This window comes from Paracoccus sp. SSK6, assembly GCF_039770665.1.
Taxonomy (GTDB): domain Bacteria; phylum Pseudomonadota; class Alphaproteobacteria; order Rhodobacterales; family Rhodobacteraceae; genus Paracoccus.
Genome location: NZ_JBDPNJ010000013.1, coordinates 1 through 20,854, shown reverse-complemented (window position 1 = coordinate 20,854; position 20,854 = coordinate 1). Strand labels below are relative to the sequence as shown.

Annotated in this window: 19 protein-coding genes and 2 tRNA genes; 11 read left to right on the top strand and 10 right to left on the bottom strand. The window is 66.2% G+C overall.

What is annotated here, in order from left to right; genetic code table 11:
• Positions 1-34: 34 nt before the first annotated feature.
• Positions 35-108 (top strand) — tRNA-Cys (locus AAIL68_RS10565).
• Positions 109-138: 30 nt separating this feature from the next.
• Here AAIL68_RS10565 and opgC read toward each other — a convergent pair.
• From opgC to AAIL68_RS10530, 7 genes are all read right to left on the bottom strand, one after another.
• Positions 139-1,272, bottom strand: coding sequence for an OpgC domain-containing protein (gene opgC, locus AAIL68_RS10560; RefSeq protein WP_347139735.1), 1,134 nt, complete (start codon positions 1,270-1,272; stop codon positions 139-141).
• Positions 1,269-3,359: a glucans biosynthesis glucosyltransferase MdoH gene (gene mdoH / locus AAIL68_RS10555; RefSeq protein WP_347139734.1), complete on the bottom strand. Its 2,091-nt coding sequence runs from the start codon at positions 3,357-3,359 to the stop codon at positions 1,269-1,271. The genes opgC and mdoH overlap by 4 nt, the downstream gene beginning before the upstream one ends.
• Positions 3,360-3,364: 5 nt before the next feature.
• Complete coding sequence (locus AAIL68_RS10550; protein ID WP_347139733.1) at positions 3,365-4,942, bottom strand: glucan biosynthesis protein G; 1,578 nt, start codon at positions 4,940-4,942, stop codon at positions 3,365-3,367.
• Between the two features lie 145 nt (positions 4,943-5,087).
• Positions 5,088-7,334 (bottom strand): phosphoenolpyruvate--protein phosphotransferase, encoded by a 2,247-nt coding sequence (gene ptsP, locus AAIL68_RS10545; RefSeq protein ID WP_347139732.1) that lies wholly within the window; start codon positions 7,332-7,334, stop codon positions 5,088-5,090.
• Positions 7,335-7,398: 64 nt separating this feature from the next.
• A complete protein-coding gene (locus tag AAIL68_RS10540; protein WP_347139731.1) occupies positions 7,399-8,655 on the bottom strand; it encodes an aspartate kinase in 1,257 nt (418 codons plus the stop codon).
• A gap of 99 nt (positions 8,656-8,754) precedes the next feature.
• Entirely contained in the window at positions 8,755-9,162 is a 408-nt protein-coding gene (locus AAIL68_RS10535) for a DUF1178 family protein (protein WP_347139730.1), read from the bottom strand.
• Positions 9,163-9,198: 36 nt separating this feature from the next.
• Positions 9,199-10,389 (bottom strand): glycosyltransferase N-terminal domain-containing protein, encoded by a 1,191-nt coding sequence (locus tag AAIL68_RS10530; protein ID WP_347139729.1) that lies wholly within the window; start codon positions 10,387-10,389, stop codon positions 9,199-9,201.
• Positions 10,390-11,111: 722 nt separating this feature from the next.
• On the opposite strand from AAIL68_RS10530, the gene AAIL68_RS10525 reads away from it, so the two are divergent.
• Positions 11,112-11,705, top strand: a complete 594-nt coding sequence (locus AAIL68_RS10525) for a VPLPA-CTERM sorting domain-containing protein (RefSeq protein WP_347139728.1) — start codon at positions 11,112-11,114, stop codon at positions 11,703-11,705.
• A 33-nt stretch (positions 11,706-11,738) separates the two neighbouring features.
• Here AAIL68_RS10525 and AAIL68_RS10520 read toward each other — a convergent pair.
• Together AAIL68_RS10520 and AAIL68_RS10515 are read right to left on the bottom strand one after the other, a co-directional pair.
• Positions 11,739-11,815: transfer RNA gene (locus tag AAIL68_RS10520), tRNA-Arg, on the bottom strand.
• A gap of 80 nt (positions 11,816-11,895) precedes the next feature.
• On the bottom strand, positions 11,896-13,317 hold the full coding sequence (locus tag AAIL68_RS10515; protein WP_347139727.1) for a HAMP domain-containing sensor histidine kinase: 1,422 nt from the start codon (positions 13,315-13,317) through the stop codon (positions 11,896-11,898).
• 264 nt (positions 13,318-13,581) lie between these two features.
• On the opposite strand from AAIL68_RS10515, the gene rpmH reads away from it, so the two are divergent.
• The 9 genes from rpmH to AAIL68_RS10470 all read left to right on the top strand — a co-directional run bounded on the left by rpmH (position 13,582) and on the right by AAIL68_RS10470 (position 20,203).
• A complete protein-coding gene (rpmH, locus tag AAIL68_RS10510) occupies positions 13,582-13,716 on the top strand; it encodes a 50S ribosomal protein L34 (protein WP_207469400.1) in 135 nt (44 codons plus the stop codon).
• A 109-nt stretch (positions 13,717-13,825) separates the two neighbouring features.
• A complete protein-coding gene (gene rnpA, locus AAIL68_RS10505; RefSeq protein ID WP_347139797.1) occupies positions 13,826-14,161 on the top strand; it encodes a ribonuclease P protein component in 336 nt (111 codons plus the stop codon).
• Positions 14,158-14,421, top strand: coding sequence for a membrane protein insertion efficiency factor YidD (yidD, locus tag AAIL68_RS10500; RefSeq protein ID WP_347139726.1), 264 nt, complete (start codon positions 14,158-14,160; stop codon positions 14,419-14,421). The genes rnpA and yidD overlap by 4 nt, the downstream gene beginning before the upstream one ends.
• Positions 14,405-15,283 carry a tRNA 2-thiocytidine(32) synthetase TtcA gene (ttcA, locus tag AAIL68_RS10495; RefSeq protein ID WP_347139725.1) on the top strand — a complete coding sequence of 293 codons (879 nt, stop codon included), beginning with the start codon at positions 14,405-14,407 and terminating at the stop codon, positions 15,281-15,283. Before yidD ends, ttcA begins: the two co-directional genes overlap by 17 nt.
• A gap of 110 nt (positions 15,284-15,393) precedes the next feature.
• Positions 15,394-17,223 (top strand): membrane protein insertase YidC, encoded by a 1,830-nt coding sequence (gene yidC, locus AAIL68_RS10490; protein ID WP_347139724.1) that lies wholly within the window; start codon positions 15,394-15,396, stop codon positions 17,221-17,223.
• A complete protein-coding gene (locus tag AAIL68_RS10485; RefSeq protein ID WP_347139723.1) occupies positions 17,220-17,981 on the top strand; it encodes an MOSC N-terminal beta barrel domain-containing protein in 762 nt (253 codons plus the stop codon). Before yidC ends, AAIL68_RS10485 begins: the two co-directional genes overlap by 4 nt.
• The gene (gene yihA, locus AAIL68_RS10480; RefSeq protein WP_347139722.1) at positions 17,978-18,628 is read left to right on the top strand and encodes a ribosome biogenesis GTP-binding protein YihA/YsxC; all 651 of its coding nucleotides are present in this window, start codon (positions 17,978-17,980) and stop codon (positions 18,626-18,628) included. Before AAIL68_RS10485 ends, yihA begins: the two co-directional genes overlap by 4 nt.
• A 78-nt stretch (positions 18,629-18,706) precedes the next feature.
• Positions 18,707-19,606 carry an acetylglutamate kinase gene (gene argB, locus AAIL68_RS10475; RefSeq protein ID WP_347139796.1) on the top strand — a complete coding sequence of 300 codons (900 nt, stop codon included), beginning with the start codon at positions 18,707-18,709 and terminating at the stop codon, positions 19,604-19,606.
• 78 nt (positions 19,607-19,684) lie between these two features.
• Complete coding sequence (locus AAIL68_RS10470; protein ID WP_347139721.1) at positions 19,685-20,203, top strand: histidine phosphatase family protein; 519 nt, start codon at positions 19,685-19,687, stop codon at positions 20,201-20,203.
• Between the two features lie 73 nt (positions 20,204-20,276).
• Here the strand turns inward: AAIL68_RS10470 and AAIL68_RS10465 are convergent.
• A partial coding sequence (locus tag AAIL68_RS10465) for an amino acid ABC transporter ATP-binding protein (protein ID WP_347139720.1) occupies positions 20,277-20,854 on the bottom strand: 578 nt, incomplete at its 5' end.

Sequence of the window (20,854 nt, the reverse complement as noted above, 5' to 3'; positions counted from 1 at the left end):
CGCCGATCCTTTATGCCATGCGAACCTCGACGGCGGCGGGTTGGCGGAGAGGTTACGCAGCGGATTGCAAATCCGTGAAGACCGGTTCGATTCCGGTACCCGCCTCCACCTTTCCCCCGATGCTTTCCTTGGTGGCTTTCAGCCCCTGGCCTGCCGCCTCAGGCGGATCGACAGTTGCCACGGCGCGCCATAGGCCAGCCACAGCGCGGAAATCCACCACAGCGCCAGCATCGCCCAGACATCGACGGCCATGCGGCGCGCGATGCCCTGGTCGGCCGGGTTCATCTGGAAGGCATCGCCCAGGACCGACAGCAGTACGCAGACCAGGAAGGAAAACAGCCCGCCCCGGCCGATCTGTTGCAGGGCCACGCCCAGGCGGCTTGCGGCCATCCGGTCCATGATCCGCGCCAAGGGCACGGCGACTAGCCAGCTTGCGCCCATGATCGCCATGTAGCGCGTGCCGTCCAGATCCCATTTGCCGATCTCTCCGCCATAGATCAGGCGCAGGGCGTCGCGGACGGGCAGCGCGGGTTCGCCGAACTTGGCGGCGACGACGATGGCGGTGCCGAACAGGAACATCCCCGCGGACAGGATCGTCAGGAGCCGCCGGTGCTGCATCAGGACCGGCATGATCTGCTGGCGGTAAAGGCCCATGGCGATGCCGGAAAAGAACAGCATCTGCCAGCCGAAGGGGTTGAACAGCAGACCGCCCAGCCGGTGGTTCGGCACGAATGCGTTCAGCACCGGGGCAAAGCACCAGACCGCGAACGACCCCGCCGCGAAGCTGAGCGGATGGCGCTGCATGACCGGCACCAGGATAGGGACCGAGGCCAGCAGGATCACATAGACCGCCAGCACGTCCAGCAGGTTCGGCTGCAGCCACATGCTGGCCAGCACGCCGAAGAAGCCCAGCGGGTTTTCCAGCACCCAGACCGCGTATTGGTGCCAGATCGCGGTGTGGTCCATGTCCAGCGCCAGAAGCCCGGCAGAGACAAGCGCCATCAGCATCCCGCCAAAGACCAGGGCGCGCCAGACCTCGAAGGCGCGGCGGGCGAAGCGCCATTGGGCAGCCCGCAGCCCCTCCTTGCATTCGACCGACAGCCAGACCATGCCGACCAGGAAGCCCGACAGCAGCACGAACAGCTCGGCCGCGTCGAAGATGGCGAAGTTCGCCAGCGTGAATCGGCGCAGCGCCGAGATCGGCATATGGTCCAGCATGATGCAGACCAGCGCGTAGCCGCGCAGCATATCCAGAGCGATGAGCCGCTTCATGAAGGAAGAACGCTCCATTGCCGCAGCAGGGCGGGGTCGGAGACCAGCGCGTCGGTCTCGTCGCGGGTCAGGATATCCAGCGCCTCGGGCCGGGTCGTGGCATGGGCGATCTTGGCGCCGGCGGTGATGCGGTGCAGGCGCTTGTCCCGCGGAAGGTCGGGATCGGGCGGCAGCAGCGCCACATGGCGGTCGATCATCGCGCCGTCACCGCCCAGCCGCAGCAGGCCCGCCGCGCCCTTCAGGGGCCGGGGCATCGACCGGACCACCGCCGTCGCATCGGACAGGATCGCGGGGGGATCGCGTTCCTCGGGCGTGACCAGAAGGCCGCGCATCCGGGCCCAGCGCCCGAAGACCGGGCTTGCGGAATAGCGCGAGGTGACGGGCGACAGGATCAGCCCGGCCAGGATCGGCGACAGCCAGATCAGCTGCGCGGGCGAGAACTGCGCCAGCACGACCACCGTGCCGATGCCCAGCAGAACATGCCCCCAGTGCCGGGCGATCACCACGTTCCAGTCGGGCATGGACCCGGCGCGGACCTGGGCGTTCCAGCCGCTGTCCCGGCCACGCAGGATTTCATAGATCTGGCGCGTCTGGATCAGCATCTGCACCGGCGCGATCAGCGCGGACAACAGGATCTCGAACAGGGAACTGGCGAAGATGCGGACCGGACCGCCGGAATTGCGCGCCAAGGGTCGCATCCAGGCGCGGATGGTGGCGATCAGCTTGGGCAGCAGCAGCAGCGCCATGGCGGCGATGAACAGCCACAGCATCCGGCGGGCATCGAAGACCGGCCAGTCGGGGAACAGCTGATAGGCGGTCGGGAAATATTCGGGCGTAGAGAGCAGCACCGTGGCCGAGAGGACCAGACCGACCAGGATCAGGGCCAGCCACAAGGGGCTCATCAGGAAGCCCAGGATGCCGATGGTGAAATGCGCAAGCGAAATCGCGCGCGCGCCGCGCATCCCGAACAGCCGCGAATGCTGCAGGTTGCCCTGCGCCCAGCGGCGCTCTCGCACGGCCATGTCCAGAAGCGTCGGCGGGCAGCCCTCGAAGCTGCCGCGCAGGTCATGGTCCAGCCGCACCTTCCAGCCCGCCCGGCAGAGCGCCGCGGCCTCAACGAAATCATGGGACAGGATGGTGCCCCCGAAAGGCGGCTTGCCGGCCAGGCGCGGCAGACCGCAGGCCTGCGCAAAGGCCGGCAGGCGGATGATGGCGTTGTGGCCCCAGAAGTTGCCGGTATCGCCCGACCAGGCGGAAACCCCGCGCGCGATCATCGGGCCATAGACGCGGCCCGCGAATTGCGTCAGCCGGGCAAAGATCGTCTCGCCCCCCACCAGGATCGGCATGGTCTGGATCAGCGCCAGCCGGGGATCGGCGTTCATCCGCGCCGACAGCGCCCGGATCGTGGCGCCCGTCATGATGCTGTCGGCGTCCAGCACGACCATCTGGTCATAGCGCCCGCCCCAGCGGCGGATGAAGTCGCTGATATTGCCGGTCTTGCGGTCCTCGTTGGTGACGCGGCGGCGATACCAGATCGGCAGGGGCGAGAGCTTGCGCGCGGCGTCGATCACCAGCGTCTCGTTCACGGCGATGACCGGGTCGCGGCTGTCCGACAATACGAAGATCTCGGCCCGGTGGGCCATCCCCTCGCGTTCCAGCTCGCGCGCAAGGGCGGTCAGCAGGCCGATGCTTTTCGCCGCATCCTCGTGATAGATCGGCATGACCACGGCCACGCGGGCGTCGTTCGGCCCGTCGGGCGTCGTCAGCGCGCTTGCGAACAGCCCCGCCAGGACGCCGCAAAAGGAAAACCCGACCCAGGCAAAGGTCGGCACGAACAGGACCAGCAACGCCCATTGCATCGGCGTGGGATTGTCGCCGAAGGACTGCAGCATCTGCAGAAAGCCTGTCACCGCGATGGCGGCCGTTCCGCCGAACGCGACCAGCCGCGCCATCCAGACGTTCCAGCCGTTGCGCTGGCGCGGAAAGGCCTGCCTGGCCCGCGCGCCGAAGTCCTGCACGGGCATGGGCAGCGGCGCTTCGGGCGGGGTGGGAGGCAGTGTCGCCGCGGGTGCGGAGGGCCGGTCCATGGCGCTTATACGGTCCAACGGGCCAGCCAGGTTTCGCTTTGCACGACACCATCCGGGCTGGTCAGCACCGCCTGCAGATCCGCCAGGGTGGCACTGCCCGGCTCGAACTCGAAGGCCAGGCGCAGCACGCCCTGGTCCGGCAGCGGCTTCAGATAGGCATGGGCGATGGTGCCGGCCGAGGTCGTGACCCTGGATTCGGGCAGCGCATCCGTGAACAGCGACAGGTCGAAATCGACAATGACGCTGCGCGTTGTCTGCGAATTGATCGACCGGCCCGACCGCACCTGCACGACGCGCGCCAGGGGCAGGTCATTGGCAGGCAGCGGCGAAAACATCAGGCGATAGCGGAATTCATGGCGCTTGCCCTTGGTCAGGGGCTCCTTGGGGATCCAGCAGGTGACGATGTTGTCGTTGAACTCGTTTTCCACGGGGATCTCGACCAGGCGCACCTCGCCCTCGCCCCAGTTCTCCTCGGGCTGGATCCAGGCCGAGGGGCGCAGGTGATACAGCGCCTCGGGGTCTTGATAGTCGGTGAAATCGCGCCTGCGCTGGATCAGGCCGAAGCCGCGCGGATCCTTGTCCACGAAGGACGAGATCTGCAGCGTCTTGTGCGCGCCCAGCGTGCGCCACAGCGCCTGCCCCGCGCCCGTGTGCATCTGCACGCCGTCGCTGTCATGGACGGCGGGGCGGTAATCGTCCACCTGCCGCCGGCTGGCCGGGCTGAACCAGAACATCGAGGTCAGCGGCGCAAGCCCGGTATTCTGCAGATCGACGCGCGGGAACAGCGCGACGCGCACGCGCACCATCGACACCGCGCCGGGATTGACATCGAACTGATAGGCGCCCGTGACCGACTTGCTGTCCAGAAGCGCATGGATGCGGACCTCCTCCGATCCCTCGGACGGCTCCTTGATCCAGAAGTCGGTGAACAGCGGGAACTCCTCGCCATCCGGGCTGCCGGTCTTGATGGCAAGGCCGCGCGCCGACAGGCCATAGATGGTGCCGCGCGCCACGGCGCGGAAATAGGTGGCGCCCTGGAAGACCAGGAATTCGTCCATCACGCCGGGCCGGTTCAGGATCGTCCGCATCCGAAAGCCGGACCAGCCCATGGTCCCCTTGTTCTGCAAATCCACGCCGTCGGGGAATTGCGAGGGATCGAACTCCAGCATGGAGGGATCGAACTCCAGCCGCTGCGGCACGCCGTCGCGGACCACGCTGATGTTCACCGGCTCGTAGAAGATCGACCCCGGCGGCAGCAGGTCCATGCCGAAACGCGGATTGCCCGCGAAGGGGTCGCGGTCGCGGCGGAACCGGATCGCCCGATACTGGTCATAGGTCAGGTTGGCGAAGCTGCCCACCAGTTCGGCCACCGGCTGTTCGTAGACGCGCGTCGCACGTTCCGCCGCAAGCGCCGCCACCTCCTCGAAGCCGAAAACGGCGGGTTCGGGCGCAGGGGGGGCAACGCCCGCGCCACCCTCCGGCGCAGCCTGATCCGTTGCGGTCTGCGCCTGCGCGGGCACGGCGGCAAACGAGCCTCCGGCGGCCAGGGCGGTGGCTGCGTTGAGAAATTGACGGCGTTTCATATCGGGTGATGGTTGCCAAAAACTGTTTCACTATAAGGGGGATGCGGTGCCGCAGCAAGGCGCAAGCCGAAGCCTGCGCTCGCCCGGAAGGGTGCGGCCCGGCAGGATGCGGCACGGCCCGTTGCGCGCCCTTGCGGCTTTCCGCCTATTGGCTGGCCAGCCATTCCGTCACCGGCTGGCGCAGGTTCGGAAGGCCGCGATCCAGCCCTTCGTCGATGACCTGGCGCAGGTCGGTGATCGACACGCGGCGGATCAGGTGCTTGACCGGCCCGATCGAGGCCGGGCGCATCGACAGCCGCCGGATCCCCAGGGCGGCGAAGGTCAATGCCTCGACCGGGCGGCCCGCATCCTCGCCGCAGAAGGACAGGGGGACGCGCGCGTCCTCGCAGCGCTGGATGATCTGGCGCAACAGCAGCAGGAAGGACGAGTTCAGCGTGTCATAGCGCCGCCGCACCCGTTCGTTTTCCCGGTCGGCGGCAAAGAAGAACTGCTTGAGGTCGTTGCCCCCGATCGAGATGAAGTCGCACATCTCGAAGAACTTCTTCGGTGCGAAGGCCAGCGACGGGGTTTCCAGCATGGCGCCCACGCGGATGTCGCTGGGCATCGGATGGCCCAGGCGCTGTTCGCGCGACAGTTCCTGCATCAGGATGCGATAGGCGGCTTCGTATTCCGTGATGTCGGCGATGAAGGGGAACATCACGTGCAGGGGCCGCCCGGCGGACGCCCGGATCAGCGCCTGCACCTGCATCCGCAGGATGCCACGCTTGTCCAGGCCCACGCGGATCGCGCGCCAGCCCATCGCGGGGTTCGGCTCGTCCTGCGGCTTCATGTAGGGCAGCACCTTGTCCGACCCGATGTCCAGCGTGCGGAACATCACCGGCTTGCCCTTGGCGTTGTCCATCACCCGCCGGTAAAGCTCCGCCAGTTCGGCGCGGCGGGGCACGTGGCTGCGGATCAGGAACTGCAATTCGGTCCTGAACAGGCCGACGCCTTCCGCCCCCGACCCTTCCAGCGACGGCAGGTCGGCCATCAGGCCCGCGTTCATGTACATCTGGATCGTCGTGCCGCAGGTGCCCGTCGCGGGCAGCGCGCGCAGGCTGGCATAGCGGTTCTGCGCCTCGGCCTGCATGGCGATCTTGTCGAGGAACGCCTTGTAGACGCTTTCCTCGGGGCGCAGATGGACGATGCCCTGGTCGCCATCGACCAGGATCGTGTCGCCGTTCAGCGCCTCGGTCGTGATGCGGGCGGCGTGGATGACCAGCGGGATCGCCAGGGCGCGCGCGACGATGGCGGCGTGGCTTCCGACCGATCCGTCCTCCAGCACCACCCCGCGCAGGCGGCGGCCGTATTCCAGCAGTTCCGCCGGGCCGATGTTGCGGGCGACCAGGATGGGATTGTCGGGCATTTCCGCCCCGGTATCGGCGCCCTGCCCCGTCAGGATCCGCAGCAGCCGGTTCGACAGGTCGTCCAGATCGTGCAGGCGGTCCCGCAGATAGGGGTCGGCGGCCATCTCCAGCCGGGCGCGGGCGGCGGACTGTTCCTTTTCGACCGCAGCCTCGGCCGAAAGGCCAAGCTGGATATCCTCCTCCATCCGCTTCAGCCAGCTGCGCGAATGGGCGAACATGCGATAGGTTTCCAGAACGGCGGTATGTTCGCCGTCGCCCCCCATGTCAGCGGCGGCCACCATCGAATCGACGGTGCTGCGCAGCATGTCCACGCCTTCGTGCAGGCGCGCCAGTTCGCGGTCGGGATCGTCGCCTACCGGGTTGGTGACGACCACGCGGGCCTCGTGCAGCCAGACGCGCCCCTCGGCCGCGCCTTCCTGGGCCGTGCCGCCGCGGATCATCAGGGGAAAGCGGTGGGCCAGCGGCAGGCTGTCGGACTGGCTGCCCTGGAAGGCGCCCAGTTCGGTCATCTCGGCCAGGACCATGGCCACGACTTCCAGGCCGTAAATCTCGTCCTCGGAAAACAGCCGCGCCTCGCGGCATTGGACGACCAGCACGCCCAGCCTTTCGCCGACCCGCTGGATCGGCACGCCCAGGAACGAAGGAAACACCTCCTCGCCCGTTTCCGGCATGAAGCGGAAGCCCGGCTCGGAGGGGGCGTCGGCGGTGTTCACATGCCGCCCGGTGCGGGCCACGCGGCCCACCAGCCCTTCGCCCAGGCGCAGGCGCGTGCGGTGGACGGATTCAGGGCGCAGCCCTTCGGTCGCGCAAAGCTCCAGTGTGTCGGGATCGCGGAACAGATAGATCGAGCACACATCCGTGCCCATCGAATCGGCGATGTTGTGGGTGATCTGGTCAAGACGATGCTGGCCGCCGCCGGGGGCGGCCAGGATTTCCTTCAGCCTTTGCAGCAACTTGCGAGAGTCGCTGTCCTTGCGGTCTTGCATCGCCGGCCCGCCTTGCTTTGCGATAGGCCCCGCTGCCGCCCCTGGGACGGGCTGTCAGGCTGTGTCAGGCCGCTTCCAGGCCAAAGGCATCATGCAGCGCCTGCACGGCCAGTTCCATATATTTGCGTTCGATCAGAACCGAAATCTTGATCTCGCTGGTGGAAATGACCTTGATGTTGACGTTTTCATCGGCAAGCGCCTTGAACATGCGCGCGGCGACGCCGGCATGGCTGCGCATCCCGATGCCCACGACGCTGACCTTGGCGACCTCGGTATCGACGACCAGTTCGTCATAGGCGATGTGGCCTGCGGCCTTGGCCTCCTCCATCGCGCGCTTGGCGCGTTCGACCTGGTTGATGGGGACCGAGAAGGTCATGTCGGTGACGGAACCCGGATGATCCTCGTAATCCTTTTCGGAAATGTTCTGGACGATCATGTCCACGTTCACGCCCGCATCCGCCAGGGGCGCGAAGATGGCGGCAGAGATGCCCGGCCGGTCCTCGACCGTGACCAGGGTGATCTTGGCTTCGTCGCGCGAATAGGCGACGCCGCTGACGACTTTCGATTCCATGATTTCTCCCTCATCGCAGACCAGGGTGCCCGAATTCTCGTCCGTGTCCCCGAACGATGACAGCACGCGCAGCCGCACCTTGTAGCGCATGGCCAGTTCGACCGACCGGGTTTGCAGAACCTTCGCGCCCAGCGAGGCCAGTTCCAGCATCTCCTCGAAGGCGATCCTGTCCAGCTTGCGGGCCTTGTTCGTGATGCGCGGGTCGGTGGTATAGACGCCGTCCACATCGGTATAGATGTCGCAGCGTTCCGCCCCGAAGGCGGCGGCAAAGGCCACAGCGGTCGTGTCCGAGCCCCCACGGCCCAGCGTGGTGATGCGCCCGTCGGGACCAAGCCCCTGGAAGCCCGCGACCACCGCGACCTTGAAGCCTTCGGCGAATTTCTGGTCGATATTGGCGCGTGGAATGTCCACGAAGCGCGCGGCCGAATGAACCGCGGTCGTGTTGATCGGCACCTGCCAGCCCTGCCAGCTGCGCGCGGGCACGCCCATCTCCTGCAGGGTCAGCGCCATGAGGCCAGCCGTCACGTTCTCGCCCGAGCTGACCACCGCGTCGTATTCGCGCGCGTCGAACAGGGGCGAGGTCTGTTCCACCCAGCCCACCAGTTCGTTCGTCTTGCCGGACATGGCGCTGACGATGACGATCACGTCATAGCCGCGCTCGACCTCGCGCTGCACCTTCGTGGCGGCATTCCTGATGCGGTCCAGATCCGCAACCGACGTGCCGCCGAATTTCATCACCAGAAGCGGCATCGCGGGCCTCCAGCCAAGGGTTTCTGTCGGCGCGGCTTTTATGGGCCGGGGGGCGAAACCGCAAGGGCGGAAAGGGGATGGCCGCGATTGTTCCGGCGATCAGCTCGTCTTCTGGCGCGGGATGAAGGGCAAGGGCGCGACCGGCACGCCTTCCTCAATCAGCTTGCGGGCCTCGTCCGGCCTGGCCTCGCCATGGATCGCACGGCTGGGGGCGCGGCCTTCGTGCATGGCGCGCGCCTCGTCCACGAATTTCAGGCCGACATAGTCGCTGTTCGCCTCGACCTGCTGGCGCAGAGCCTGCAAGGCGGCCTCGACCGGGTTCTGCGCGGGTTCGGCCTGCTTGGCCGCCGGCACGGCGGGCGCCATCAGCGACTTTTCCACCTTGGCCGATCCGCATTGCGTGCAGGCGACATGACCGGCCGCCCGCGTCGTCTCGAACGCCTCGGACGAACGGAACCAGCCGTCGAAATCATGGCCCTGGTCGCAGCGCAAAGCATAGCGGATCATCGGTCCAACCCCTTTCCTTTCCTGCCCTATATCGGGTCAGAGCCGCGTTCCTGCAAGTTCCCGCAGGCGCGCGATCAGGGCGGCGGGATCGCCCGCGCGGTCCTCCAGCACCCGGCGCGCCGCCTGCCCCATCCGGCGCGCGGCGGACGGATCGGCCACCAACCGCATCACCTGATCCGCCAGTGTCGCCTCATCGACCTCCCGCGCCGCCCCTGCCCCGTCAAGCGCCGCATAGGCATCGGTGAAATTGCCGACATGGGGACCATGCAGGATGGCGCTCGCATGGGCGGCAGGCTCCCACGGGGTATGGCCGCCCCGGTCGGTCAGCGATCCCCCCACGAAGCAGATCCCCGCCGCCGCATACCAGCGGTCCATCTCGCCCAGCGTATCGGCCAGCAGCACATCGCCCCCGGTGCCGCCGGTGAAACGCCGTTCAAAGCTGATCCCGCGCCCGGCCAGCAGCCCCGCGACCTCATCCCCGCGCTGCGGATGGCGGATGGCCAGGATCAGCCGCAGGCCCGGATTGCGGCGGCGCGCCTGCGTCCAGGCATCCAGCACCGCCGCTTCCTCGCCTTCATGGGTCGAGGCGGCAAGCAGAACCCGGTCGCGTTCCGCCGAAGGCTGCGACAGCTGGAGCCCGGCAGGCGCCAGCAGCTTCAGATCCAGCCGGGGCAGGACCGCGTGACCGGGCAGGCCAAGGCCGCGCAGCCGCGCCTCGCTGTCGGGATCCTGCGCGGACAGCGCCGCAAGCCGTCCCAGGATCGGCCCGATCAGGCGCGGCAACCGCCTCCAGCGCGATGCCGAGCGGGGCGACATGCGCGCCCCGATCACCGCCTGCGGGATACCGCGAGTGGCCAGCATCCGGGACCGCAGCGGCCAGAACTCGCCTTCCACCGTAACCTGCAGGCGCGGTCGGACCTGATCCAGGAACCGTCCCAGGGCGCCCGGCGTGTCCAGGGGCGCCAGCCGCGCGGGCAGCCCCCAGTCCGCCGCCATGTCGCGCCCCGTCAGGCTGTTGGCCGTCACCAGCACGCGATGCGTCTGCGCCAAGGCCTGGATGACCGGACGCGCCGAGGTCAGCTCACCCACCGAGGCGCCGTGAACCCAGATATCGGCAGGCGCCGCAGGATCCAGCGCCAGACGGTGCCGCAAAGCCTCTTGCCCGCGCGGCATGGCGCGCAGGCGCAAGGCCGCTTCGACAATGAAAGCACTGGCGCGATAGATCATGGCTTGCGGCTATAGCGGATGACCCGCGGCGGCTGAAGCCCGCCCGCGCCTACGGAACCCAAGCGGCAAGATGACGTTGGCTTGACAACCACATAGCATTCGGAGGTTTCCATGAAGGGTCTTGTTGCCTGGTGGCTGGGCGTGCCGGTCATCGTCATCATCATCCTGTACCTGACCGGCGTGTTCTAGGACACAGGACCAGGCGATTCGCCGTTCCCTTTGCGCTGCCGCCATTCCTTGGCGTCCTCGCAAGGAAAGCAGCATGGCCTTGAGACGCGTTTGCCAACCCGGACCGCATGAGCGCAGTCCGGGTTTTCTGCCGTCGTCATTTCTGCGGTCGCGGCAGAAATCAAGAACGCCTCAGTATCCGCGCCGTATTTCCACGCAAAGACAATAGCATGATCATTTCAACTCCATTCGGTGATCATATGCGTCCTTGATGCGCATTCATTCAAATACAACCAGCGAATGAATTGCCTCCATTATTACAATTTCCCCGTTGACAAATCGCCAAGCTGTTCGACCTAACAAATAGACAACTCGATATTTTTATCGGGAAAACCCACTCTTTATTACTACGTTACTATTACGCGCCGTTTGTTGTTGGGCGCGAGTGTAGTGAGGAATGGTCAATGTCGACAAGAATATGCTCTTCGTCTTGCTGTGCCTTGGTGATTGCGCTTCTGCAAGCTCCATCAGCCTGGGCTGCAACGGTAACCGCCTTGCCTGGCGCACCTGCGGGGGGCACGCCCGTAGACCTGACCGTTGACGATTTCGAACGTGTCGGCAATTGCGGAGGCGGCGCGGCTGTTATCAACGACGGCTGTTCGGTCGTCGTGAAAACCGATCCAAGCACGCCTGATGCCATGGGACGCTTTGATCCTCTTGGCAAGTACTGGATCGACAGCCAGGACATCAACGATCTGAAATGGACGGTCAGCTCGGAGGAGGCCTTTACCTCCATGACCTTCGCGCTGACGGATGCCCATGATCAGCTTGACAGCTTTTTCACCATGTTCTTCGACGATGGCGGAAGCTGGGATCCGATATGGAATATCGCCACGCAGAAAAGCAACGCCAGCCTGTATTGGCTGTCGGTCGATTTCGGCAAGGCGGTGAACGAAGCCGTGTTCCTTTTCTCGACCAAAGTCGAGCCGGGATATGACGGCTTTGGCATATCGGCCTTGACGCTTGAAAAACTGGCCCCTGTCCCGCTTCCCCCTGCCGCCCTGCTGCTGGGCAGCGGAACGATGCTGATGGCCGGCCTGCGCCGCAGACGGAAAGGCAACCGCCAAGCCTCTGCCCCGCAGGGTTAAAGGCGGCGTCGCCTGCGGTTTCAGAAGAGGAAGTGGCGGACCCGGAGCGATTCGAACGCCCGACCCCCAGATTCGTAGTCTGGTGCTCTATCCAGCTGAGCTACGGGTCCGTCGTAGGGCGGTGATCTATCCGCCTGTTCCGGGGGATGCAAGAGGGGGCGGCGCAAAAAAAATGCGCGGCCCTTTCTTTTTATCGCGAACCCTCCGCCTGCCGGGCCGGCAGGACCGCCATGTCGCGCGGGATGTGGATCATGAATTCGCTGCCTTCGGCGTCGCTGCGCACCAGATCCAGCCGCCCGCCATGGCCGCGGATCAGGTCGGCCGCGATGGACAGTCCCAGTCCCGTCCCGCCCTTCCGCACGCTGCCCGAGAAGGGCTTGAACAGGTATTCCCGCGCCTTTTCCGGCAGGCCGGGGCCGGTATCGCCCACGCGGATCCACCAGTCGCTGTCCGTCTCTCCGGCGCCGATCTCGACCGTGCCGGGCTGACCGGTGCCTTCGATGGCCTGGCGGGCGTTGCGCGCCAGATTCGCCAGGACGCGGTGCAGTTGATCGCGGTCGGCGCGAATCGTCAGGGTCGGGGGAATGTCCATCAGGAACTCGACCTTCGCGCCGTCGCTGCTTGCCAGCGTCTCGGCCTCGATCACCTCGGCGGCAAGCTGCGCCAGGGGAAAGCGCGACAGCGTGGGCGCAGGCTCCTCGGCCTTGCCGAAGGCCAGGGTCGTTTCGCACAGGTTGACCGCGCGGCTGATGGAGTTGACCAGCTTCGGCGCGGCGCGCCGGACCTTGGGATCGCCGCTGTCCTCCAGCCGGTCCGCGAAGATCTGCGCGGTGGTCAGGATGTTGCGCAGGTCATGGCTAATCTTGGCCACCGCCTCGCCCAGTTGCGCCATCCGCTCTCGCTGTTTCAGGGACGAGGTGACGGTCTTCTGCATCGACGCCATCGCCGTTTCGGCATCGCGCAGTTCGGCTAGGCGGGCGTCGGGGGTAATGATGTGGCGCGGATCCTCGGGCGCCTCGGCATAGGACACCATGTGGCTGATGACACGGCGGATCGGCACCAGCACCAGCCGCTGCACGGCCAGGTTCAGCAAGAGCGCCGTCAGGATCGAGAACGCCGCCGACAGCAGCAGCAGGCGCAGGCCATAGTCGATCATTGCCGCGCGCAAGGGCGCGGTTTCCATGGTGATCTCGATCAGCTGGCCCGCCTGGTTGACGGGCGATCCGATCACGCGGATCACCTCGTTGCGGCGGTTCAGCAGCGTGCCAAGGGCGTCGTGGATGGTCTGGGGAACGCCCTCCTCGCGCAGGTCATAAGTCTGGGTGACGGGGCCGGGGATCTTGGACGACAGGACAAGCTGGCGGATGTCGTTCCGGCGCAGCACGACGTTGAAGACCCCGGCATTCTGCAGCAGCTCCGATTCCAGGTCGCTTGCCAGCGATTCGTCGGTGGCCAGCAGCGCAAGGCTGGCGATCTGCGCCCGCTCCAGCCGCGATTCCAGGTAATCGAGGCGGAAGCTTGCCAAGGCAGGAAGCAGGATGAAAAGTTCGGCCAACATGACGAAGATGATCGTCAATGCGGCGAATCGGCCAGAGATCGTATTCAGTCGCATGGATTCTTGGTTGTCGTCGCGTTGGATACGCGGTTTCGGACCGGCGGCCCCGGTTTGCACATCAAACGAATGTGATCATACACCAGTTCCGGCCGCGCGGGAAAAGCGCCAGTTGCGGATTTCGCCCGCCTTTCCGGTTGACGGCACAGGCCGCGTGATCTATCCAGCGGGCTTCGAACAACCGGCGCGTTCCCGCGCAGGGTGGGATTTGCCATTCTGCCGCTGCCGCCCGCCACCCGCAAGACAAGACCCCGGAGACTGACCATGAAGCGCACCTTTCAACCCTCGAACCTCGTTCGTGCGCGCCGTCACGGCTTTCGCGCCCGCATGGCGACCAAAGGCGGCCAGGCCGTGCTGAACCGCCGCCGCGCCAAGGGCCGCAAGCGCCTGTCGGCCTGATCCCTTGCGGCGGGCCGTGCCCGCCGAACCCAAGGCTGTGAACATGCCGCCCCTGCCCCATCCCGATGCCGACACGCGGCCCCAGGATGATGGCACGGCGGCATTTCGCATGTCCATGCCGCCCGTCATCGCCAAGCGCGCCGATTTCCTGGCGGCCTCGCGCGCGCTGCGGCAAGGGACGCCCGGCTTTCTGCTGCAGGCCCGCGACCGGGGTGACGCGCTGCCGTTCCGCGTGGGCTTCACCTGTTCAAAGAAGATCGGCAACGCGGTGATGCGCAACCGCGCCAAGCGGCGGCTGCGGGAAATCGCGCGGCTGCATCTGCCGCAGGGCGCGCGCGCGGGTTGGGACTATGTCCTTGTCGGCCGCCCCGAAGCGACTGTCAGCCGCGACTTTGCCGACCTTTGCCGCGACTTGACCATCGCCCTGCGGAAGATCCATCCATGAGCCCGCTGGCCCATCTGCTGGCCCTGCCGGTCCGAGGATACCAGCTGCTGGCCTCGCCTTGGGTCGGACATGGCTGCCGGTTCCAGCCCACCTGTTCGGCCTATGCCCTGGATGCGCTGTCCCGTCACGGCGCCCTGCGCGGCACCTGGCTGGCCGTCCGCCGCATCGGGCGCTGCCATCCCTGGGGCGGGTCGGGCTATGATCCGGTGCCGGGCTCCGATCCCGACCACGAAAGGCATTCCCATGCTGGACGACACTGACGACCTGGGCGAAATCCACCCGCTGTTTGCAGGCGCCCCGTCATCCACCGAGTTCCGCAAGCTGCGCAAGCGGCTGGTTCGCGAAACCCGCGCGGCGATCGAGGATTACGGCATGGTCCGTCCCGGCGACCGCTGGCTGGTCTGCCTGTCGGGCGGCAAGGACAGCTATACCCTGCTGGCCGTGCTGCATGAATTGAAATGGCGCGGGTTGCTGCCGGTGGATCTGCTGGCCTGCAACCTGGACCAGGGCCAGCCGAACTTTCCGGCGACCGTGCTTCCGCAGTTCCTGACCGAACGCGGCGTGGCGCACCGGATCGAATACCAGGACACCTACTCCATCGTCACCGACAAGATCGCGCCCGGCGGCACCATGTGTTCGCTGTGTTCGCGCCTGCGTCGGGGCAACCTGTACCGCATCGCGCGCGAGGAAGGCTGTTCGGCGGTCGTGCTGGGCCATCACCGCGACGACATCCTGGAAACCTTCTTCATGAACCTGTTCCACGGTGGCAGGCTGGCGACCATGCCGCCCAAGCTTTTGAACGAGGACGGCGACCTGACCGTGCTGCGCCCCCTCGCCTATGTGGCCGAGGCCGATTGCGAGCGTTTTTCCCGCGCGATGAACTATCCGATCATCCCCTGCGACCTCTGCGGCAGCCAGGAAGGGCTGCAGCGCGTGCAGGTCAAGCGCCTGCTGGATGAATGGGAGGCGCGCACGCCCGGCCGCCGCCAGGTGATGTTCCGCGCGCTGATGAACGTGCGCCCCTCGCATCTGCTGGATCCCAAGCTGTTCGATTTCGCCGCCCTGTTCCCCGGCGCGGGGGCGGCCGCGCCGGACGATGTCCCGCAGTTGCGGGATCTGTAACGCATCGCAATTCCCCGTGCGGAGGCTGGCCCTGGGGGCAAATCCGCTTGACCTTTAGGCGCCCCTTCTGTTGAAGCGGCGCGACTGACGCGCAAAGGCTTGGTGACGGCATGGAAGACAACAACCGCAATCTGATCCTGGCGACGGTGCTGTCGTTCCTGGTGATCCTGGTTTGGTACACGGTCTTCGCGCCCGAGCCGCCCGCCCAGACGGAACAGCCGGTTGCGGTGGAAACCCAGACCCAGGACATCCCCTTGGCAAACCCGGAAAGCAGCACCCTGCCCGCCGACCTGGGCGCTGCGGCCCCTGCCGCGCCGCAGGCGGGCCGGGTGCAGATCCAGACGCCCTCGCTCAACGGCTCGATCTCTCTGGCGGGCGGCCGGATCGACGACCTGCTGCTGGTGAAATACCACGAGACGCTGGACGACGCCTCGCCCAACGTGCGCCTGTTGTCGCCGTCTTCCGCAACCGCAAGCGATGCGATCCAGACCGGCGCGGCCAAGCCCTATTACGCGGTCTATGGCTGGACCCCCGGCCCCGGCGTCGATGCGGCGCTGGTGCCCGGCCCCTCGACCATCTGGTCGGTAGAATCGGGCGACGTGCTGGCCCCCGGCAAGCCGGTCACGCTGATCTGGGACAACGGCGCGGGTCAGATCTTCCGCCGCACCTTCCAGGTCGATGACAACTATCTGTTCACCGTGGGCCACAGCCTGCAGAACAACGGCGACGCGGCCTTCACCGCCGCGCCCTACGGCATCATCGCGCGCCATGGCCATCCCGACACGCAGAACTTCTTCGTGCTGCACGAAGGCGCGGTCGGCATGTCCGACGGCAAGCTGCTGGAACTGAAATACAACAAGATCACCGAACTGGACCCCGTTGACCGCGAAGGCCGCGCCGAAGTGACCGAGGTCACGGGCAACGGCTGGGTCGGCTTCACCGACAAGTACTGGATGACGACCCTGGCCCCCGCGCCGGGACAGGCCTTCACCTCGGTCGTGAAATATGCCGAGGGCGGGGACATCTACCAGACCGAAGCGCGCTATCCCATGCAGACCGTCGCGCCCGGTACGCAGTTGAACGCCGACAGCTATCTGTTCGCCGGCGCCAAGGTGTGGGAGGTCATCAACAGCTATCAGGAAAGCCCCGGCATCCAGGGCTTCGTGGATTCCATCGACTGGGGCTGGTTCTATTTCCTGACCAAGCCGATCTTCCGCGTGCTGCACTGGCTGCATGGCATGATCGGCAACATGGGCTGGTCCATCATCGCCCTGACCTTCATCCTGAAGCTGCTGGTCTTCCCGCTGGCACGCAAATCCTACATCTCGATGGCGAAGATGAAGGAATTGCAGCCGCAGATGGAGGCGCTGAAGGAACGCACCGGCGACGACCGCATGAAGTTCCAGAAAGAGATGATGGAGCTTTACAAGCGCGAGAAGGTGAACCCCGCCGCAGGCTGTTTGCCCGTGCTGCTGCAGGTGCCGATCTTCTTCGCGCTCTACAAGGTGATCTTCGTCACCATCGAACTGCGCCACGCGCCCTGGATCGGCTGGATCCGCGACCTTGCCGCGCCGGACCCGTCGTCGCTCCTGAACGTGTTCGGGCTGCTGCCCTTCGCGCCGCCCGCGCAAGGCACGCTGCTGCATTCGCTGTCGCTGCCCGCGCTGGCGATCGTCCTGGGTATCAGCATGTGGATCCAGCAGCGGCTGAACCCGGCCCCGGCGGATCCGGCGCAGAAGATGATCTTCGCCTGGATGCCCTGGATCTTCATGTTCATGCTGGGCGGCTTCGCCTCGGGCCTGGTGCTTTACTGGATCACCAACAACCTGATCACCTGCGTGCAGCAATACACGATCATGTCGATGCACGGCCACCGGCCCGACCTGTTCGGCAACATCAAGGCCTCGATTCCGGCGCGCGCCCGCAAGGACAGCAAGTGACGGCGCGCCTGGCCCATATCCGCCGCCACCCGATCAAGTCGATCAGCGGGGAAGGGCTGGAGAGCGTGACCCTAACCGCCACCCGCCGCCTGCCGGGCGACCGGGAATGGGCCGTGCTGACCGAAGCCGGAGAGCGGAACGCCCAAACCAGCCAGACTGGCGGGGAACCCGACCGCTGGCTGCCCAAGTCCTGCTTCGTGCGCGGCGTATCCTCGCCGCAGGTGCAGGCGATCAGCGGCGGGTGGTCGGATGGCTGGCTGACCTTGCGCCAGCCCACGCAAGCCGATCTGGTCATCGACCCCGCGACCGACGGCGACCGGCTGGTCGAATGGCTGCGCCCGCTGTGGCCTGCCAATGCCCCTGCCCCCACGCGGCTGGTGCGCGGCGCGGCGATCTGGACCGACCAGAAATGGCCCTGGATCTCGATCCTGTCGCTGGCGAGCCTTGCCGATCTTGAGGCGAAGACCGGCCAGGCGCTTGGCATCCACCGCTGGCGCGGCAACCTGTGGGTGGACGGCTGGCAGCCCTGGGCAGAGCGCGACCTGATCGGTCATGTCATCAGCATCGGCGGGGTGGAGTTGCGCGTGACCCAGCATATCGGCCGCTGCGAGGCCACAAGCGCAAACACCGACACCGGGGAAAAAGACATCGACATGCTGGCGACGCTGGAAAGCCTTTACGGTCACACCGACTTCGGCATCTTCGCCGAGGTCGTGACCGGCGGAGAGATCGCCCTGGGCAATGAGGTCACGGCATGAAGGTCGCCTTCCCTGTCGCCCCCGAACCCGATGAGGACGCCGCCGAGGCCGCGCGCCTGCTGTTCGCGGGTCCGGTCGATTTCCTGAAAGGGGTGGTCGCCATGGACGGGTTGCCCCCCGCCGACCGCCCCGAGGTCTGCTTTGCGGGCCGCAGCAACGTGGGCAAGTCGAGCCTCATCAACGCGCTGACGGGCCGCAAGGGGCTTGCGCGGGCATCGAACACGCCGGGCCGGACGCAGGAAATCAACTATTTCACCTTGGGCGAGCAGAGCTATCTGGTGGACCTGCCCGGATACGGCTTCGCCAAGGCTCCGGTCGCGGTTGTCGCGAAATGGCAGGCGCTGCTCAAGAACTACCTCGCGGGTCGCCCGAACCTGCGCCGCGCCTTCTGCCTGATCGACTCGCGGCACGGCGTGAAGCCGGTAGACCATGAGATCATGACCCTGCTGGACAAGTCCGCGGTGCCTTTCCAGGTGGTGCTGACCAAGGCCGACAAGCTGGGGCCGAACGCCATTAAGCCGGTGATCGATCAGGTCGAGGCCGAATTGCAGAAACACCCCGCCGCCTTTCCGCAGATCGTCGTCACCTCATCCGACAAGGGCCAGGGCATCATGACCCTGCGCGCGATCATCGCCAGCCTGGACTGAACGCGTCTGGACTGATCGGGCGATGCGTCCTAGGGTCCGCCCGTCGAAAAAGGGCCTTCAAGGATGAGAACGCAAGACATGAACCGCGACTGGACCGCCACCGCCAGAACCCTGTCCGAGGCCCTGCCCTATCTGCAGCGCTATTCCGGCGCGGTCGTGGTCGTGAAGTTCGGCGGCAACGCCATGGGCGACGACGACGCGATGGCGGAATTCGCCCGCGACATCGTGCTGATGAAGCAGGTCGGCATGAACCCGGTCGTCTGCCACGGCGGCGGCCCGATGATCAACGAATTGCTGGGCAAACTGGGCATCGAGAGCACCTTCGTGCGCGGCAAGCGCGTGACCACCAAGGAAACGGTGGAAGTCGTGGAAATGGTCCTGTCCGGCCTTGTGAACAAGCGCATCGTCCAGGCCATCAACGACGCGGGCGGCCGCGCCGTCGGCATCAGCGGCAAGGACGACGACCTGATGGTCTGCGAGGCGGACGACCCCGAACTGGGCTTCGTCGGCCGCCCCATCGAGATGAATGTCCAGATCATCCGCGACCTGTACAAGGCGGGCATGATCCCGGTCATCGCCCCCGTCGCCACCGGCATGGCCGATAACGAGACCTTCAACGTCAACGGCGACACAGCCGCCGGCGCCATCGCGGGCGCGCTGCGCGCCGACCGGCTGCTGCTGCTGACCGACGTGGCGGGCGTCAAGGACAGGAACGGAGAGGTCCTGACCCAGATCCATCCCGACCAGGTGCGCGAGATGATCGCCGACGGCACCATCGCGGGCGGCATGATCCCCAAGACGGAAACCGCCTTGAAAGCCCTGGAAGACGGGGTCCGCGCCGTGGTGATCCTGGACGGGCGGGTGCCCCATGCCAGCCTGCTGGAACTGTTCACCGAACATGGCGCGGGCAGCCTGATCCGGTCCACGCCGCCCAGTACGCGCCCGCATGGGTTGCGCCAGGGCGGCGCATCGCTTTAAGCCACGCATCGCCTTGCCGAATGCGCGGCGGGATGGCAGGCTGCGCTCGAATCCGGCTTGCAAGGGGGCTGCCTGCACATGACACCGCTTGGACATCGACGGCTGATCCTGACGCGCCACGCCAAGTCGGCCTGGGATGATCCGGCACTGGCCGATCACGACCGCCCGCTGAACGACCGGGGCCGCCGTTCGGCCCGCGCGCTTGGCGACTGGATGGCCTCGCGCGGCTATGAGCCCGAGGAGGTGCTGTGTTCCTCGGCCGCGCGCACGCAGGAAACCTGGGCCATGGTCGCGGGCGCGCCGCTGGAGGTGCGCCCCGTCATTCGGATCGAGCCGGGGCTTTATCACGCCGGTCCTGAAAAGATGCTGACGATCCTGAAGACCGCGACCTATCCGACGGTGATGATGCTGGGCCACAACCCCGGCATCTCCGAATTCGCGGCCCTGCTGCCCGCGCGCCTGCCGATGGACCCCGATTTCCGCCGCTATCCCACCGGCGCGACCCTGGTCGTGGACTTCCAGGTGGACAGTTGGGCGCAGGTGGAACCCGGCCAGGGCAGCGTGATGGATTTCGTGCGCCTGGACGGCAGGGGCTGAACTTCAGCCGCATCTTCTGTGCGGAAATATCCCACGGGGGTCCGGGGGTGTGAAACCCCCGGCCTTGCCACCCTCAATGCCCCAGGATCTGGCTCAGGAACAGCTTGGTGCGTTCCGACCTGGGGTTGTTGAAGAACTCGCGCGGTTCGTTCTGTTCGACGATCTGGCCCTGGTCCATGAAGATCACGCGGTTGGCCACGGCCTGAGCAAAGCCCATCTCATGCGTGACGCAGATCATGGTCATCCCCTCCTCGGCCAGCTGGATCATCGTGTCCAGAACCTCTTTGATCATCTCGGGATCGAGCGCACTGGTCGGCTCGTCGAACAGCATGATCTTGGGCTGCATGCACAAGGACCGGGCAATGGCCACGCGCTGCTGCTGGCCGCCCGACAACTGCCCCGGATATTTGTGCGCCTGATCCGGGATCTTGACCTTTTCCAGGTATTTCATCGCCGTGGCCTCGGCCTGCTTCCGGGGCACCTTGCGCACCCAGATCGGCGCCAGCGTGCAGTTCTCCAACACCGTCAGATGCGGGAACAGGTTGAAGTGCTGGAACACCATGCCGACTTCCGACCGCACCTTGTCGATGTTCTTGATGTCATTGGTCAGCTCGATCCCGTCCACGACGATATGGCCGGACTGATGCTCCT